At 65.3% G+C, this 15,918-nt stretch carries 13 protein-coding genes; 2 read left to right on the top strand and 11 right to left on the bottom strand.

All coding sequences use genetic code 11. The features are described from left to right. Positions 1–22 precede the first annotated feature (22 nt). Positions 23–2,113: a class I SAM-dependent methyltransferase gene (locus PQG80_RS05395; RefSeq protein WP_271750191.1), complete on the top strand. Its 2,091-nt coding sequence runs from the start codon at positions 23–25 to the stop codon at positions 2,111–2,113. A 58-nt stretch (positions 2,114–2,171) separates the two neighbouring features. Here PQG80_RS05395 and PQG80_RS05390 read toward each other — a convergent pair whose 3' ends face one another. Beyond that, positions 2,172–2,585 (bottom strand): GtrA family protein, encoded by a 414-nt coding sequence (locus tag PQG80_RS05390; RefSeq protein ID WP_271750190.1) that lies wholly within the window; start codon positions 2,583–2,585, stop codon positions 2,172–2,174. Between the two features lie 50 nt (positions 2,586–2,635). Next, positions 2,636–2,920 (bottom strand): YuiB family protein, encoded by a 285-nt coding sequence (locus tag PQG80_RS05385; protein WP_217597602.1) that lies wholly within the window; start codon positions 2,918–2,920, stop codon positions 2,636–2,638. Positions 2,921–3,087: 167 nt separating this feature from the next. On the opposite strand from PQG80_RS05385, the gene hemQ reads away from it, so the two are divergent. Next, complete coding sequence (gene hemQ, locus PQG80_RS05380; RefSeq protein ID WP_271750189.1) at positions 3,088–3,834, top strand: hydrogen peroxide-dependent heme synthase; 747 nt, start codon at positions 3,088–3,090, stop codon at positions 3,832–3,834. Between the two features lie 153 nt (positions 3,835–3,987). Here the strand turns inward: hemQ and PQG80_RS05375 are convergent, their stop codons facing one another. The 9 genes from PQG80_RS05375 to PQG80_RS05335 all read right to left on the bottom strand — a co-directional run bounded on the left by PQG80_RS05375 (position 3,988) and on the right by PQG80_RS05335 (position 15,751). After that, entirely contained in the window at positions 3,988–4,584 is a 597-nt protein-coding gene (locus PQG80_RS05375) for a YjgB family protein (RefSeq protein WP_271750188.1), read from the bottom strand. A gap of 321 nt (positions 4,585–4,905) precedes the next feature. Further along, positions 4,906–6,234: an HAD family hydrolase gene (locus tag PQG80_RS05370; protein ID WP_271750187.1), complete on the bottom strand. Its 1,329-nt coding sequence runs from the start codon at positions 6,232–6,234 to the stop codon at positions 4,906–4,908. Next, positions 6,231–7,040 carry a 5-deoxy-glucuronate isomerase gene (gene iolB / locus PQG80_RS05365; protein ID WP_271750186.1) on the bottom strand — a complete coding sequence of 270 codons (810 nt, stop codon included), beginning with the start codon at positions 7,038–7,040 and terminating at the stop codon, positions 6,231–6,233. The genes PQG80_RS05370 and iolB overlap by 4 nt, the downstream gene beginning before the upstream one ends. Before the next feature lie 5 nt (positions 7,041–7,045). Beyond that, the gene (gene iolG, locus PQG80_RS05360) at positions 7,046–8,071 is read right to left on the bottom strand and encodes an inositol 2-dehydrogenase (RefSeq protein WP_271750185.1); all 1,026 of its coding nucleotides are present in this window, start codon (positions 8,069–8,071) and stop codon (positions 7,046–7,048) included. 30 nt (positions 8,072–8,101) lie between these two features. Next, positions 8,102–9,547 carry a CoA-acylating methylmalonate-semialdehyde dehydrogenase gene (locus PQG80_RS05355; protein WP_271750184.1) on the bottom strand — a complete coding sequence of 482 codons (1,446 nt, stop codon included), beginning with the start codon at positions 9,545–9,547 and terminating at the stop codon, positions 8,102–8,104. Positions 9,548–9,584: 37 nt separating this feature from the next. Further along, entirely contained in the window at positions 9,585–10,625 is a 1,041-nt protein-coding gene (gene iolC, locus PQG80_RS05350) for a 5-dehydro-2-deoxygluconokinase (RefSeq protein WP_432432722.1), read from the bottom strand. A gap of 11 nt (positions 10,626–10,636) precedes the next feature. After that, complete coding sequence (gene iolE, locus PQG80_RS05345) at positions 10,637–11,536, bottom strand: myo-inosose-2 dehydratase (protein ID WP_432432721.1); 900 nt, start codon at positions 11,534–11,536, stop codon at positions 10,637–10,639. Positions 11,537–11,570: 34 nt separating this feature from the next. Next, positions 11,571–13,436 (bottom strand): 3D-(3,5/4)-trihydroxycyclohexane-1,2-dione acylhydrolase (decyclizing), encoded by a 1,866-nt coding sequence (iolD, locus tag PQG80_RS05340; RefSeq protein ID WP_271750182.1) that lies wholly within the window; start codon positions 13,434–13,436, stop codon positions 11,571–11,573. Positions 13,437–13,630: 194 nt separating this feature from the next. After that, complete coding sequence (locus PQG80_RS05335; protein WP_271750181.1) at positions 13,631–15,751, bottom strand: DUF5054 domain-containing protein; 2,121 nt, start codon at positions 15,749–15,751, stop codon at positions 13,631–13,633. Positions 15,752–15,918: the final 167 nt, after the last annotated feature.

The following is a 15,918-nucleotide window of genomic DNA, read 5'->3' as shown; positions in this document are numbered from 1 at the left end:
TCACGATGCAGGAGGGATATCCATGCTGAAGTCACTAGAGGCCATCGAACGCTACCGCCATACCCCCTCCGCCGAGGAGGCGCTGTCCGCAGCGCCTCCGTGGCTGAAGCTGCTGGCCTCCGCGGAGGCGCCCGTCGTCAATCTCGAACGGTTCGCGTCGCTCCGCGAGATGGCATTGTCCAATCCGGTGCTCGACTACGTGGAGCGGAGCCTGCGGCTGCTGGACGCGCTGCCGGTCTCCTACTGGATCAAGGAGCTGGCCGAGGAGACGCTGGTCTGGTGCGAGACGGCCAAGGGCGGCACCTACCGCGAGCGGCTCGGCTGGCAGGCGCAGGGCATCAACTTCCGCGTGCACAATATCGGCTCCGCCCAGCTGTACGAGCGATACCGGACAGCCGGCGGGCCGGCGAGCGAGCGCTCGCAGCTCGTCCGCGCGCTCGTGGAGACGCACGGCCTCGTCGGGCAGGAGCTCCGCGGCGAAGTCCCGCCCCAGGATCACGATCCGCTGGCGCGCGCGCTGGAGCGGTCGCTCGACTCCATAGAGGAGCGGGAGCGCCTGCTGACCGCGCTGAACTACTGCATCATCGCGGCGGTATCCCCGGCGCTCTGGGCGGAGGTCGAGCCCCTGGTCGCGCCGGTCGTCCGCAGGATCGCCGCGGGCAACCCGGCGGGCGACGCGCCGCTCCCGCTCCGCGAGCGCCTGCGCCGGCTGCGGACCCAGTCGATCCGCCGGGGCGAGGACTTCGCGGGCGGACTCGACGCCCTCGATGCGCGTCACGGTCTGCTGGCGGCGCTGCGGCCGCTCGCGCCCAAGACGTTCTGGTACGTCGAGTCCGCGCTGGAGGACTTCTCGCTGGAGCAATTCCTCAAGGTATTCGCGATCGTCGCCCGCGACGCCTCGCTGCCGGACGTCAAGCACGTCAGCTTCGAGAACGTCATGAACGCGATGTACTACGACTACAAGGGCAGCAAAAAAATCAACGTCTACAAGAAGCGAATCATCGAAAAGTATCTGGGCGAGCTGGACTGGGACCGCATCCTGGCGGGCGACGTCCGGCACGACAATCCGCATCTCCGCCACCGCCTCGTCCGCAAGGAAGGTCTGCCGGACACGCTGTTTTTCGAGTTCGAGTTCTCGGCGGCCGCGGACAAGCTGATCGATTTTTGCGTCGAGGCCGAGAAGTCGTCGCTCTACGAGAAGGCGGTGCTCCTGCTGTTCGACCTGTTCGGGCTGCGGCGCGACGCCTACGACCGTTTCCACAACGAGGAGACCTACCTGGCGGACATGAACAGCACGGCTGATTATAAAAAGGTTATTCTGGACTACGTCGTCGGGGAAAAGGCGCTGGACATCGGGCCCGGCGGCGGCGTGCTGCTGGACCTGCTGGAGGAGCGGCTGCCGCATGTCAAGGCCGTCGGCATCGACATTTCGCAGAGCGTCATCGAAGCCCTGACTCGCAAGAAGCACGCGGAAGCCCGCGGCTGGGAGGTGCTCCAGGGGGATGCGCTGGCGCTCAAGGACTACGTGGAGCCCGGCAGCGTGGACACCGTCATCTTCTCGTCGATTCTGCACGAGCTGTATTCCTACATCCCTTATAACGGCACGCGCTTCAACCGGGACACGGTGGCCGCGGCGCTCCGAAGCGCGTTCGACGTGCTCGCGCCCGGCGGGCGCATCATCATCCGAGACGGCATCATGACCGAGCCCGACGCGCGGCGCGTGATCCGCTTCCTGCAGCCGGACGGGCTGCCGTGGCTGGAACGGTACAGCCGGGACTTCGCCGGACGCAAGATCGTCTACGAACGGCTAAGCGACCATGAGGTCGTCCTGCCCGTCAACGACGCCATGGAGTTTCTATATACGTATACGTGGGGCGAGGAAGCCTACGTGCATGAGGTGCAGGAGCAGTTCGGCTACTTTACGCCAAGCGAGTACGAACGGTTCATCCGGGACGCGTTGGGCGAAAAAGCAGAGATCGTCGCGCTGCGCCACTACCTTCAGGAAGGCTATACGGAGGCGCTCGCGGACAAGGTCGCGGTGTTCGACGAAGAAGGCCGCGCGGCCCCCCTGCCGGACAGTACCTGCTTCATCGTCGTCGAACGACGCGCATAACCAAAAAAATCCGGCGCGAACGCCACTGGCGCTCCGTCGGATTTTTCGTCTTGTCCCTTTAATTTTCCCGCCCGAGCTCCGCCTGCCTGAACACCCACAGCTTGCTCCCGGCGTAGTTGACGGCGAGCGACGCGGCGACGGACACGAGCTTCGCGACGATCGGCGACAGATCCAGCCCTCTCTCCGCGCCGAGCAGCACGCCGGTCGCGCACAGGAAGGACAGGGCGTTGACGGCCCCGAACTTGAGCAGCTCCCGGGCGCTGCCGCGCTCCCGCATGCCGAACGTCCAGCGCCGGTTCCACCAATAGCTGTTGAGGAAGGCGAGGAAATAGGAGACGCACTGGGCCGGCAGAGACGGCCAGCTCAAGGCGTAGACGAGCGCCGCGAACAGGGCGATGTCGATGCCGGTATTCAGCACGCCTATGGCCGCGAACTTGGAGACGCGTTTAATTTCCAGGCTGTCGATTCTCATGGCTCGTCCCTCGTTTCCCCGATCCCGCGCGCGGTTCCCTTTATCCCCGATCAGAACATCTTGTAGCCGCCGCGCCGCAGCGCGCGGATCGCCCAACCGCTCGTCAGGGCGCCGCCGATGCCCGCGAGGAACGGCAGCGTGAATACGCCGATGAACGCGAGCACGCTGAGCTCCGGATTCCAGAAGTGCCACACGCCCAGCGGCAGCACGACGATCACATATATCCAAGTCGGCAGCCAGGTCGTCTTGATCAGCATGTTCAGGATGAAGCCGATGCCGAAGAACAGGACGAAGAACAGCAGCGTGCCGAGAATCTCTTGCAGAATCTCTCTCATTATTCGCTTTAAGCCTCCCGGTCGTATGTGTGCTCTATTAGTTTACAAGATCGGTTTGACGGCAGTCAACGCGCGGATGCGGCGTCGTTTGCCCGAGGGAACGAATATAGGCTAAAATGTAAAAAGCCATGTCGGACAAGGCACGACGAGAAGGAGAGTTGAACCCAATGAGTGAAGCCGCACAAACGCTGGACGGCTGGTACGCGCTGCACGACTTCCGCACGATCGATTGGACAGCCTGGAAGGCCGCGACCCCCGAGGAACGGGAGACGGCTCGGCAGGAGCTGCTGAGCCTGATCGCGGACTGGCGGGCGACCGAGGAACGCAAGGAAGGCAGTCTCGCCGTCTACGCGGTGGTCGGCCAGAAGGCCGACTTCATGTTCATGCACCTGCGCGAGACGCTGGAGGAGCTGAACGCCGTCGAGAACGCGTTCAACCGCTCGGCCTTCGCCAAGTTCGCGAAGCCCGAATATTCGTACGTGAGCATCGTGGAGCTGAGCAGCTACCTCGCCCCCGCGGGCTCCGATCCGATGCAGATCCCGGAGGTCGCCGCGCGCCTCAAGCCGATCCTGCCCCAGTCCAAGCATATCTGCTTCTATCCGATGAACAAGCGCCGCCTGCTCGGCGACAACTGGTATTCGCTCTCGATGGACGAGCGCAAGACGCTGATGCGCAGCCACGGCATGATCGGCCGCAACTACGCGGGCAAGGTCAAGCAGATCATCACCGGCTCGATCGGATTCGACGACTGGGAGTGGGGCGTCACGCTGTTCGCCGACGAGGCGCTTCAGTTCAAGAAGCTCGTCTACGAGATGAGATTCGACGAGGTCAGCGCGCGCTACGGCGAATTCGGCTCGTTCTACGTAGGCAACCTGCTCACGCCGGACGGATTCGCGGATCTGCTGCGGGTGTGACCGTCCCCTGATAGATTAAATAAAGCGCAACTCCATGCGGCCCGCCGGCCTTGTGGGGTTGCGCTTCTTCGATGATGAATGATCATCGAACGCCTACTGAACGCCAATAAATAAGCGACCCGGCGAGGGTCGCTTATTGGATTCAATACTTATTTAATCGTTTTTCTTTACGAGGTTAATATGATCTAGGTCCAAGCCGCTTTTGTTATTAAAAATGAACTCCAACTGGTATTTGCCCCGGACATAAGTGACTTTCTTTTGAACGGTTTTGCCTGCTTTAATCAAGACGGACTCGTTCGGTGTGCCCCAGTGCTGGAACAGCATGCGAGCGGATATGCCGCCAAGGTTCGTCTCACGCTCGACGTTCGTGCCGAAGTAGCGCATTTCGCGTATTTTACCCAGCTTGTAATTGATCGCATAACCGGGATGACCCATTTCAGCATGATACACATCGAACCCATCGGCATCTTTGGCCGGCGATTCGGCTTCGCCGATCGCTTTGATGACCGTATCATGCGTGGTCGAGCCGATCGTGAAGCTATGGAAATTCGGGAACTGACCTTGGAGAGCCGGCTTGTAGAAGCTCATCAGCGTCTGGAAAGCCTTCATATGCGCGTCCACGGGAGCAGCGGCAGGAGCGGCAGCCGCAGCTGCTGCGTAGGTAGGGATGCCTCCGGCAACGGATAAGGCCAGCATTCCCGCCGTGACCGTTGCAACCGCCGTTTTCTTCGCAGATGTATATAAATTCATAAAAATTTCCTCCTCGTAGTGAAGCGGCTCGCGACCGCTCCATGAAATGTGCTGCACCTTAATCGACGTATTCTGCGATATTATGTTGCAACGAATCGCATTTACAATATTTAGCGACCGACGGCGGAGACGTCGTGACGCACTTGGCTGTAGGGAAAATTCCTGGGCGAAGTGTTTCCTATTATCACGTTTTTTACTATCCGATTCCTTTTGATAAGAACAGCGACCGCTCAAGGACGGCTTCCTCGTCCTTGAGCGGTCGCTGTTCTTATTCCCGGGTTCCTTCTGAACCGACTTTTTGCTCCAGTCCGCTTAGACCGCTCACTTGCCGATTCTCGCGACGAGGCTCCGCATCCGAATGGGAATCTCCTCGCGCAGCGCGTCCCAGAGGACGAACGCGTCCGCCGGCCATGCCCAAGGGAAATAGTCGAAGCTCGGCCGGAAGCCGAAGCCTCGCAGATGTCGCTCCGCGTCCGCGTCCGCGTCGGCGGACGCCCCCGCCCTGAACTCGCCGGCGAACATGGCCGGCTCCAGCAGGCCGCCCGTCCCGGCATCCTCCATGCAGCAGGACGCGAGGTCCGGGAGCAGATGCAGCGCTTCCTCGCTCGGCGACATCGCGTGCTTGCCCGGCTGCACGTACAGCCGCGCGCGCGAGCCGCCTTCCAGATTGCCGCGATCCCGTGTGAGCCCGACCAGCCATCTGCCGTGGAAGCTCGCCTCGCAGGAGACGACCTCTCCGCCATGGCCCACGTAGATCCACACATGCTCCAGATCGTACAGATGCTGAATATCGTAATCCCAATAGATCGTATATTCGATGACGCAGGCATGCTTGCCCGCATCCAGCCGGATCTGCCGGTCGAACGAGGGCGATCGCCCGTCCTCGCGGAACACGGTGATGCCGGCCCGGATCGGCCGGAACGGCTCGCGCCGGTCCAGCAGCAAAATCGGCGCGTAGCGCGCCGCGAGCGTCTGCCAAGCCATGTCCGCCGGATTCCCGTCCACCGGCGGCAGCGGCTGCTCCGACAGCGCTAGTTCCGGCCGCTCGGGCGAAGCGGCCTCGGGCTGCATCGGCAAGCCCGCGTCCGTCGACTCGCCCGGTCGCGCAGCGAGCCCCGCGGTCAGGCGCGCGTCCAGCTTTTCCGCGAGCTCTACCAGCTCCAGCGGCTCTCCGATCGTATAGTCCGGCCGTTCGCTCTCGTCGGTCGGGACGCGCGGATAGCGGGGCGTCCACCCGATGTGCACGCTTGCGATGCCGAGCGCGTTGGCGCCCTTGATGTCCCGGCTCAGATTGTTGCCGACCATCGCGACGCGGCCGCAGTCGTCCTCCCGGAGCTCGAGCGCGCCTAGCGCTGCCTTGAACATGCGGGCGCTCGGCTTGAGCGCCTTGATGTTCTCCGAATAGATCATCGCGTCGAAATCGTCGTACAGCCCGTGCTGTCTGTACACGTTCTTGAACGACTGGGCGTCGCCGTCCGCGACGAGCGCCAGCGTGAAGCCCCGCTCGCGCAGCGTCTTCACCATGACGTCCGCCCCGGGAATCAGGTCGGCGCTGACGACGATCCCGTCCGCGTCCCGAACCTCGGTCGATTCGTCCACGATCGTATCCCCGCTGTCCAGGAAAATGACCAGCCGTCTCCGTTCGCTCATGCCTTCTTCACGATCCAGGCATGGTCGGGATCGTTATAGAACCGCCACACGCGCTCGGGGCCGGCCATGACGTTGAGGTAGTACACCTCGTAGCCCGGCGGCGCAGACACCGGATGATAGCCTTTAGGCACCAGCACCGCCTGGCCGTCTCCCACGGCGAGCGTCTCGTCGAGCGAGCGGTCGTCCGTGTAGACGCGCTGCACGGCGAAGCCTTGCTCCGGCTTGACGCGGTAGTAATAGGTCTCCTCGAGCAGCGATTCGTCCGGCAGCGCGTCGCGGTCGTGCTTGTGCGGCGGATAGCTGGACCAATGGCCTTGGGGCGTGAACACCTCGACCACGAGGAGGCTGTCGGCCGGCTCGGACTCGGGCAATATATTGTGAATATACCGCTGCGTGACGCCGCTCCCCCGCACCTCCGCGCCGACGTCGGACGGCGCGATCAGCCGCGAGGCGCGCCCTTCCCGGCCTGGTGCCGCGCACAGGGCCAGCTCGAGCGGCGTGAGCGCCTCGACCGCAAAGCGGTTGCCCGCGGGCACGTACACGGAATACGGCGGCGTACCTTCGAATACGTCCATTCGCCCGCCGATGTCCGTCCATTCTCCGTCCGCCGTGGCGACGCTCGCCCGGCCCGACAGCAGGACCAGGCAGTACTCCTTATCCTCCGTCTCCCGGCTCAGCGCCGCCCCCGGCTCCAGCCGGTACGCCTCGAAGCCGACGTAGCTCCAGCCCGCCGATGCCGGAGTTACCGACAGCAGGCGGCCGTCCGCGTCCGGAGAGGCGGCTGGACGCACGATTAATTCGGACATCCCGTTCACATCCCTTCCCGAAGGCTGTCCAGGTCGGACAGCTTCACGCTGCGATTGTATCGGCTCGACAGCTTCGCCGCCAGCGCGATCCGCTCGGCCCGGTAAGCGTCTTCGCCGCTCACCGGCACAGGCGTCCCGGCCAGCAGGCAGGCGACGAACTGCCGGGTCTCGTCGATATAGGCGCCGTTGTAGCGCTCGAGGAAAAAGTGCAGCGGCTTGTCGCTCCGCACGCCCTCTCCCGTCGTCAGCACCGCGGTATTCGGAAAATCGTTGGAAGCCACCGCGCTCCCCCCGGACCCGAACACCTCCGCGCGCTGGTCGTAGCCGTACGCCGCCCGCCGGCTGCAGTCGATGACGCCAAGCGCGCCCCCCGCGAAGCGCATCGTGACGATCGCCGTGTCGACGTCGCCGTGCTTCGCGAATACCGGGTCCACGAGTACGGCGCCCTGCGCGAATACTTCCTCGACCTCGCGGCCCGACAGATATCGCGCCATGTCGAAGTCGTGGATCATCATGTCCATGTAGATGCCGCCCGACACCTTAATATAGTCGGCCGGCGGCGGCGAAGGGTCCCGGGAGGTAATCCGGATCATCTCCGGCTCCCCGACAGCTCCTGCCAGCACATGCTCGCGCACGCGCTTGAAGTTGTGGTCGAACCTGCGGTTGAAGCCGACCTGCAGCTGGACGCCCGCGCGGCGGACGGCTTCGAGGGCCTCCTCCGTGGCGGACAGGTCCATGCTGACGGGCTTCTCGCAGAATATATGCTTGCCGCGCTCCGCCACCCGCTTGATCAGCGGGACGTGCGTGTCGGTGGAGGAACAGATGAATACCGCGTCGATCGCGGGATCGTCCAGAAGGGCGTCGCCGTCCGCCATCGCGATCCCCCGGGCCGACGCCCATTCGCGGAGCTCGTCGCCCGCGTACGGATCGCTGATCGCCACCAGGGCCGCCTGCGGATCGCGGAGCAGATTGTCCGCATGTATACGGCCGATCCGGCCCATGCCGATGATGCCGATGTTGATTTTTCTCATGCCGCATCGCCTTTCGTCAGAGGGAATGGATTACCACCGCGCCGTGACCATCTTCTTGCGGGTGTAGAACTCGACGCCGTCGCCGCCGTTGGCGTGCAGATCGCCGTAGAACGACTTCTTGAAGCCGGAGAAGGGGAAAAACGCCATCGGCGCCGGCACGCCCAGATTGACGCCCAGCATGCCCGCGTCGATCGTCTCGCGGAACTGACGGACGCTCGAGCCGTTCGACGTGAACAGGCAGGCGCCGTTCGCCAACTCCGACGCGTTGGCGATGCCGATCGCCTCCTCCAGCGTGTCCGCCCGCATGACGGACAGCACCGGCGCGAAGATCTCGTCCCGCCAGATCGCCATGTCCGTGCCCACCCGGTCGAAGATCGTCGGTCCGACGAAGTACCCTTCGCCGCCAGCCGCCTCGTCCAGGCGGCCGTCCCGCACCAGCTCCGCGCCCTCGCGCTCGCCGGCCTCGATATACCCGACCGTCCGCGCCTTGTGGGAGTCGCGGATGACCGGCCCGAGGAATACGCCCGGCTGCGAGCCGTCGCCGATCGTGAGACGATCGGCCGCCTCGCGCAGCCGCCGCACGAGCTCGTCGCCGATGCCGCCGACCGCGACGACGACGGCGCAGGCCATGCAGCGCTCGCCTGCGGAGCCGAACGCCGCGCTCACGATCTCCTTGACCGCGAGGTCCAGGTCCGCGTCGGGCAGGACGATCGAGTGGTTCTTGGCGCCCGCGAGCGCCTGCACGCGCTTGCCGTGCGCGGCGCCGGTCTTGTAGACGTACTCGGCCACCGGCTGCGAGCCCACGAAGGAGATCGCGCGAATGCCGGGATGCTCCAGGATGCCGTTCACCACGTCGCGCGCGCCGTGCACGAGATTAAGGACGCCGGCAGGCAAGCCGGCTTCGCTGAACAGCTCCGCGAGTCGGTTCGCCAGCAGCGGCGTGCGCTCCGACGGCTTGAGCACGAATGCGTTGCCGCAGGCGATGGCCAGCGGGAACATCCAGCAGGGTACCATCATCGGGAAGTTGAACGGCGTGATCCCGCCGACGACGCCGATCGGATACCGGTACATGCCCGATTCGAGATTCGTCGCGATATCGGGCAGCTGCTTGCCCATCATGAGGGACGGGGCGCCCGCCGCGAACTCGACGCACTCGATGCCGCGCAGCACCTCGCCGTGCGCCTCTGCGTAGCTCTTGCCGTTCTCGAGCGTCACGAGCCGGGCGAGCTCCTCCCAGTGCTCGACCAGCAGCTGCTGATACTTGAACAGGATGCGCGCGCGCTTGGGCACGGGCGTCCGGCTCCACTCCTGGAAGGCGGCCTCCGCCGCGCGGACCGCGCGGTCGACGTCCTCCCGCGAGGACAGCGGGACGTGGGCCAGCACCTCTCCGTTCGCGGGATTGACGACCGCTTCGGTTCCTTCGCCGAGGGCTTCGACCCATTCGCCCGCGATCCAGTTTTTCAACGTATTTGCCATGTGTGATTCCTCTCCTCCGTGTCTGGTAGATTGCCGGTCAATTCGGTACGATCTCTCCGCGCTCGCAGCTGGCGATGTAATCCTCGACCTGCCGCACCGTCGGCATCGCGTCGGAGCAGCTGTGACTCGAGACGACGATGCTCGCCGCGGCGCTGCCGAACGACATGCTGCGGTCGACCGCCCAGCCGGACAGCAGCCCGTACAGGAAGCCCGCCGCATAAGAATCTCCGGCGCCGAACGTCTTGACGACCTTGGCCGGATACGAGACGGCCCGGTGCTCCCCGCCGTCCCGGGTGTACGCGACGGAGCCGGCCTTGCCGTGCTTGACGATCACGATGCCGGCCGCGTGACCGAACCACTTGGACGCCGTGAACGCGTCGCTGCGGTCCGGATTATGCTCGAAGCGCTCCATGCTGTCGAATTCCTCGCGCGTGCCGACGATGACGTCGCTTTTCTCGGCGGCCAGATTGTAGTAGACGGCCGTCTCCTCGGGGGACTTCCAAGTATAAGGGCGGTAATCGATGTCGAAGGCGACGGCGGTGCCGTGCCTGCGCGCATAAGTGAGCGCGAGCAGCGCCGCCTCGCGGGACGGACTGGCGGCGAGCGCCGTGCCGGACAGGAGCAGCAGCCGGCTGCGCGCGATCAGCTCCTCGCTGACCTCGGACGGGGAGAGCAGCAGGTCCGCGACGTTGTCCCGGTACATCAGGATGCTGCAGTCGGACGGGCTCTTGATCTCGGTAAAGGCGAGTCCCGTCACCGCGCCCGTACGGTCGGTCGACACGCCCCGCGTATCGATGCCGTCCCGACGCAGATAGCCTTCGATGAAGCGGCCCATCTGGTCGTCGGCGAGCTTGCCGATGAAGGCGGTCCGCAGTCCCAGCCGGCTCGCGCCGATCGCGATGTTCGCCGGGGAGCCGCCGACGTACTTGGTGAAGGTAAGCGTCTCTTCCATCGGGCGGTTGATCTCGTTCGCGTTGAGATCGATGCACAGGCGCCCGAGGGCGACGAGATCGAAGTCGCGCCCCTCCGGTAGCTTCAGGCCGCCAGACGGTACGCCCGTAGTTGCGTTTTGGCCCATCGGTTCCATGCTCATCCCCGTTCCTCCTTCTCCTGCGCCTCGATCAGCGACTTCAGATAAACGAGCGCGCGCTCCGCGTATTCGCGCGCCGGATGCGCCGCGGGATCCTGCTCGCCCTCGAGCATCGCCCAGCCGTCGTATCCGCGCGTCCGCAGCTCCCGTACGATCGGACCGAAGTCGATGCCGCCGTCGCCCGGCACGGTGAACACGCCCCTGCGGATGCAGGTGACGAAGTCCACGCCTTCCGCGCGCGCCTTCTCCAGCTCGCCGAGCCGCACGTCCTTCAGATGAATGTAGGCGATGCGGTCGTAGTGCTTGCGCAGCAGCGCGAGCGGATCCGCCCCGCCGTACAGCGCATGCCCCGTATCGTAGAGCAGGTATACGGACTCGGGATCGGTCATGTCCATCAGCCTGTCGATCTCCTCCGCGGACTCGATCGCGGTGCCGCCGTGGTGGTGATAAGTCAGCTTGAGACCGAGTCCGCGCGCGATCCGCCCGGCCTCGTTCAGCCCTTCGGCCAGATGGCGCCAGCCGTCCTCGTCCAGCCGCAGCACCTCGCGCTCGTTCGGCGTGCGCCGCGGATCGAAGTGCAGCGAGCCGCCGACCTCGCAGGTGCTGATCACCGTGCTGCCCATGTCCCGCAGGAACTCGGCGTGCTTCCGGTAATCCGCCAGCTCCCGCTCGCGGTAGGCCGGATCGCTCAGCAGCACCGACTTCCACCGGGAGACGAGCCGGATGCTCCGCGCGCCCAGCATCTCGCGCAGCCGCTCGGGGTCCTCCGGGAACTTGCGGCCCATCTCGGTGCCGCCGAGCCCCAGCGCCGCGATATCGTCCAGAATCTGCTCGCAGGTCGTATCGTCGCCGTGCTCCCTCACGTCCTCGCCGACCCAGTTGATCGGATGAATGCCCATTTTCCACGGAAAGTCGCTCAATGAAAGTCCCCTCCTAATAAGGTTTGGCCTCGCCGATCTTCTGCTTCATGGCCGCGTGGGCCGCCAGCACCCGCTCGCCCTCGGATACTTCCGGGACGCCCACGTTCCACCACGACTCGTAGCCGTCGGTGTTGGTGCCGGGCAGCACGGAGATCTCGACCAGCGTCGTGACCTTCTCCTCCCGGGCCCGCAGCAGCGCCTCGCGCAGCGTGTCGGCCGAGTCGGCCTTGTAGGCGGCCGCCCCCAGACTGCGGGCGTGCGCCGCGAAGTCGATCGGCATATACGCGCCCGTATAGCGCGAGGAGGAAGCGTCGCGGTAGCGGAATTCGTTGCCGAAGCCGTCGCTGCCGTGGCCGCGCTGCAGATTGTGGATGCATTGGAAGCCGTGGTTATCGAACAGCAGAATTGTAAACTTGCGTCCCTCCTGGAGGCTGGTGACCAGCTCCGAGTGCAGCATCAGATAGCTGCCGTCGCCGACGAACGCGTACACCTCGCGGTCCGGCGCGGCCAGCGCAGCGCCGAAGGCGCCGCTGACCTCGTAGCCCATGCACGAGAAGCCGTACTCGAGATGGTAGCCGTCCGGCGTGCCGGTCCGCCACAGCCGCTGCAGGTCCCCCGGCAGGCTGCCCGCGGCGCATACGATGACCGCTTCGTCCCCGAGCGCTTCGTTAACGACGCCGAGCGCGCGCGTCTGCGTCAGGCCGTCCTCGCGCTCCAGCGCGTACAGCCGGTCGACCTCGGCATTCCACAGCGCGCGGATGTCCGCGATCTCGTCCTCGCCGTACGCCGTGCGGTAGCCGAGCGCATCCAGCCGCTCCCGCAGCGTCTCGAGCGCCGCCTTGGCGTCGCCGACCCATGCCGCGCCCTCCAGCTTGGCCGCATCCATGCCGTTCACGTTAATGTTGAGGAAAGCCGCGTCCTCGCGGGCGAAGACCGACTTGGAGGCCGTCGTGAAGTCGGAATAACGCGTACCGATGCCGATGACGAGGTCGGCCGCCTTGGCCAGCCGGTTCGCGGCGAGCCCGCCGGTCACGCCGATGCCGCCCACGTTCAGCGGGTGGCTCCACGGCAGCGCCCCGCGTCCCGCCTGCGTCTCGGCGACCGGGATGCCGAAGGCCTCGGCGAACGCCGCGAGCGCCTCGGACGCGCCCGAATAGCGGACGCCTCCGCCGGCCACGATCAGCGGGCGCTTCGCCGCGGCCGCGAGGCGCACGGCGCGCTCTACGGCCTCGGGGGCGGGCAGGGGACGATCCCGGTAGTGAACGCGCTTCGCGAAGAAGGAGGCCGGGTAATCGTAGGCCTCGGCCTGCACGTCCTGCGGCAGCGCGAGCGTCACGGTGCCGGTCTCGGCCGGATCGGTCAGCACGCGCATGGCGTTCAGCGCCGCGCTCATCAGCTGCTCCGGCCGGACGATCCGGTCCCAGTAGCGGCTGACCGGCTTGAAGCAATCGGTAGCGGACAAGGTGTAGTCGCCGGGCGCCTCGATCTGCTGCAGCACCGGATCGGGCTGGCGGGTCGCGAAGTTGTCGCCCGGCAGGAGCAGCAGCGGGATCCGGTTGACGGTCGCGGTGCCCGCCGCCGTCACCATGTTCAGCGCGCCCGGCCCGATCGAGGAGGTGCAGGCGTAGATTTGCTTGCGGTTTTTCTGCTTGGCGTACGCGGCCGCGGCATGGGCCATGCCCTGCTCGTTCTTGCCCTGCACGTAGGTCAGGCTGCCGGGGCTCCGCTCCAGCGCCTCCCCGATGCCCGTCACGTTGCCGTGGCCGAAGATGCCCATGACGCCCGCCACGAACTTCGTCTCCGCGCCGTCCTCGCTGATGTACTGCGCGTCCAGGAATCGGAGCAGCGCCTGCGCCGTCGTCAGTCGGATCGTTTCCATATGCATAAGTCCTCCTATCGCCCTATTAAGATTAAGCGCTTAATCCAAGCCGCGGAGAAAACCGCCGTCCAGCGGATTTCTCATTCCTCATCGCCTGCTGTGTTCTTCGTCGCCTTGCTGCGTTCTTCGTCGCCTTACTGCGTTCTTCATCGCCTTGCTGGCTTCACCCATCAACTTGCATTGCCCGGCATCGCTTAGATCCGGTTCGACCTCAGCTTCAGCCGATAGCGGAACTTCCCGTCTTCTCCGTACCACATCGGGAAGTTGGTGCCCCAGATGTTGTTATGCAGGTTAAAATGCCAGCCGCCCTCAAGCGGCGCGAACGTGCCGTCGAAGCGAAGCAGCCGCCGCTGGCCCGGCGCGGCCAGCGCGGCGTCGAGGGTCGCGATGTCGGCCTCGCCGTCCGCCCCCCGGTAGCTCACGCCCGTCCCTACGGCGTGCAGGTTGCGGTTGCCGCCCTGCACGACCTGCAGCGGGGACACCGCGCTGCCCAGCTTATCCATCGTCCAACGGTTGGGATTGCCGACATTCAGACTGCAGCCGAGCCAGCTCGCCTCGGGCAGCCGGTTCGCATCCTTGCCGAACCATTGCAGCGTCAGGCCGATCTCGCCCTCCGCGCCCGCGTCCAAGACGTATGCCAGCTCCAGCTCGCGGGGAGCGCCGTACAGCCGCCAAGACGCCTCGGGCATGCGCAGTCGAACCACGTAAGTCTCCCCTTCGGCATCTGCCGCATGCTTGATGTCGACCAGCGCCGGCCGGTATGTCTTGTGGCTCGGAAGGGGGCGGACGAACTCGATGCCGGGCTTGCCGAAGTCGACGTCGGCCCATGGATGCGTGACCGGCAGGTTCTGCATGTAGGTTCTAAAATAATGGCCGTAGCTGTCCGTGCCGAACGTCTCGTAGACAAAAGCCCCGATGCCGCCGCCATCCGCGACCCACTGCTTGCCGGCGCGATCCGCGAGATGCGCGATCGAGCCGTCCTCGGCGAACGCGAGCTCGAAGCCTCCGCTGCTGTACAGCTCATGCGAGCGCCGCTCGGCGAAGCCCGCCGTATCCGTCCGCCGCGGCTCGAGCTCGGCGAGCGCCGCCTGCGCTTCGCCGCGCAGCGCCGCCGGCAGGGCGGCGACAGCCCGCTCCGCGTATGCCCGCTGTTCCGCCCAGGATCGCTCGATCATCGCGTACGACCGCACGCTCTGCTCGCCCTCGAACAGCCCCGCCGAGTGCCGGTCGAATTCGTCCATGGCGAATGCGCCGATGTAGCCGAACTTGGCGGGCTGATCGTGCGGATCGACCTCGTCGCGACGGCGCGCCTCCGTGAAATCTCCCTTGGCATAGTGGCGGAAGTCCGGCAGCCACTTCTTCACGTCGAGCCCCCACGTATGCTCCGCGGTGAGCAGCAGCGCCTCGCTCAGGTCGCGGCCGGCGGCCTCGTCCTCCCGCAGCCGTCCCTGCGCGACCCACTCGCCGCGCAGCCGCTGCAGCGCGCGCAGCCTGGCCAGCTTCAGCGGATCGGTGCCCGCGCCGTGAATCCAGGTGTCCCCGATCTCCTCTCGGAGGACCGGCAGACCGCCCTTGACCGATTCCAGCCGCAGCGCGAAGGCATCCATCGTCGATGCCAGCACCTGCGCGCCCGGGTAGCGCCGCTCGATGTCCCGGAACTGCAGGCGGATCTCCTCCGCGTCCGGCGGTCCGCAGTTGTCGCCCGTATGGGCGAACAGCAGAACGTCGCCGAGCCCTTCGACCTCCACCGCTTCGCCGTAATTGCCGGCATAGTTGACGATGATCTCCGATCCGTCCTCGGCCTGCCAGCGGAAAAGGCGCGGCACGTCGGGGCGCTTGGAGGCCGGATTCACGCCCAGATGCAGGTAACGCAGTCCCGCCCGCGCCATGAGCGGCACCATGCCGATCGTATGTCCGGGGACGTCCGTCATCTTGGCCGCGACGGTCTCCTTGCCGAACCTCGCGTCGAGCTCCCGGCCGATCGCGAGTCCCGCCTCGAACAGCCCGGCGTCCATCAGTTCGGTATGCGTCGTGAACGGCAAGCCGTGCCACGCGATATGGCCGGCCGCGATCGCGCGCTCCATGCGCGCCTTCTCCGCTGGCCCCGCCTCGTCCAGGTAACGGCGGATCAGCCACGAGCCGGTCGTCCATACGAAGCGCTCGGCGCCTCCCTCGGCCGCGAGCCGCTCGGCGAGCTCGATCGCCTTCGGTATATAGTCGTCCATGTACTGCCGGATGACGCGCTCCGCCAGATGGGTGAACCCGATATCCAGATGCGTTTTGAAAATGACGTGCACGCGTTCGATTGGCGTCACCGCCGCATTCCCCCTGCAACCGTTTTATTCATCTATACTTTAATCGAAAACGAGAATAAGGTAAAGCGCTTAACCCAAAAATAAAAATAAATTTATGCGCCCTTGAAAAGCTCGAAAAGGCATCCAAATACGGATGCCTGCAAGGGGTGTATTTTGTCGATGACGAC

Origin of the sequence: Cohnella rhizoplanae, assembly GCF_948329515.1 — a bacterium.
In the GTDB taxonomy this organism is placed as follows: domain Bacteria; phylum Bacillota; class Bacilli; order Paenibacillales; family Paenibacillaceae; genus Cohnella; species Cohnella rhizoplanae.
The sequence above is the reverse complement of the archived record's forward strand: the minus strand, read 5'-3'. Positions and strand labels throughout refer to the sequence as shown.

What these genes read in the sequence shown, in the direction of transcription:
- PQG80_RS05395 (WP_271750191.1), top strand. Translation starts at nt 23, where the DNA reads ATGCTGAAGTCACTAGAGGCCATCGAACGCTACCGCCATACCCCCTCC.
- PQG80_RS05390 (WP_271750190.1), bottom strand. Translation starts at nt 2,585, where the DNA reads ATGAGAATCGACAGCCTGGAAATTAAACGCGTCTCCAAGTTCGCGGCC.
- PQG80_RS05385 (WP_217597602.1), bottom strand. Translation starts at nt 2,920, where the DNA reads ATGAGAGAGATTCTGCAAGAGATTCTCGGCACGCTGCTGTTCTTCGTC.
- hemQ (WP_271750189.1), top strand. Translation starts at nt 3,088, where the DNA reads ATGAGTGAAGCCGCACAAACGCTGGACGGCTGGTACGCGCTGCACGAC.
- PQG80_RS05375 (WP_271750188.1), bottom strand. Translation starts at nt 4,584, where the DNA reads ATGAATTTATATACATCTGCGAAGAAAACGGCGGTTGCAACGGTCACG.
- PQG80_RS05370 (WP_271750187.1), bottom strand. Translation starts at nt 6,234, where the DNA reads ATGAGCGAACGGAGACGGCTGGTCATTTTCCTGGACAGCGGGGATACG.
- iolB (WP_271750186.1), bottom strand. Translation starts at nt 7,040, where the DNA reads ATGTCCGAATTAATCGTGCGTCCAGCCGCCTCTCCGGACGCGGACGGC.
- iolG (WP_271750185.1), bottom strand. Translation starts at nt 8,071, where the DNA reads ATGAGAAAAATCAACATCGGCATCATCGGCATGGGCCGGATCGGCCGT.
- PQG80_RS05355 (WP_271750184.1), bottom strand. Translation starts at nt 9,547, where the DNA reads ATGGCAAATACGTTGAAAAACTGGATCGCGGGCGAATGGGTCGAAGCC.
- iolC (WP_432432722.1), bottom strand. Translation starts at nt 10,625, where the DNA reads ATGGGCCAAAACGCAACTACGGGCGTACCGTCTGGCGGCCTGAAGCTA.
- iolE (WP_432432721.1), bottom strand. Translation starts at nt 11,536, where the DNA reads ATGGGCATTCATCCGATCAACTGGGTCGGCGAGGACGTGAGGGAGCAC.
- iolD (WP_271750182.1), bottom strand. Translation starts at nt 13,436, where the DNA reads ATGGAAACGATCCGACTGACGACGGCGCAGGCGCTGCTCCGATTCCTG.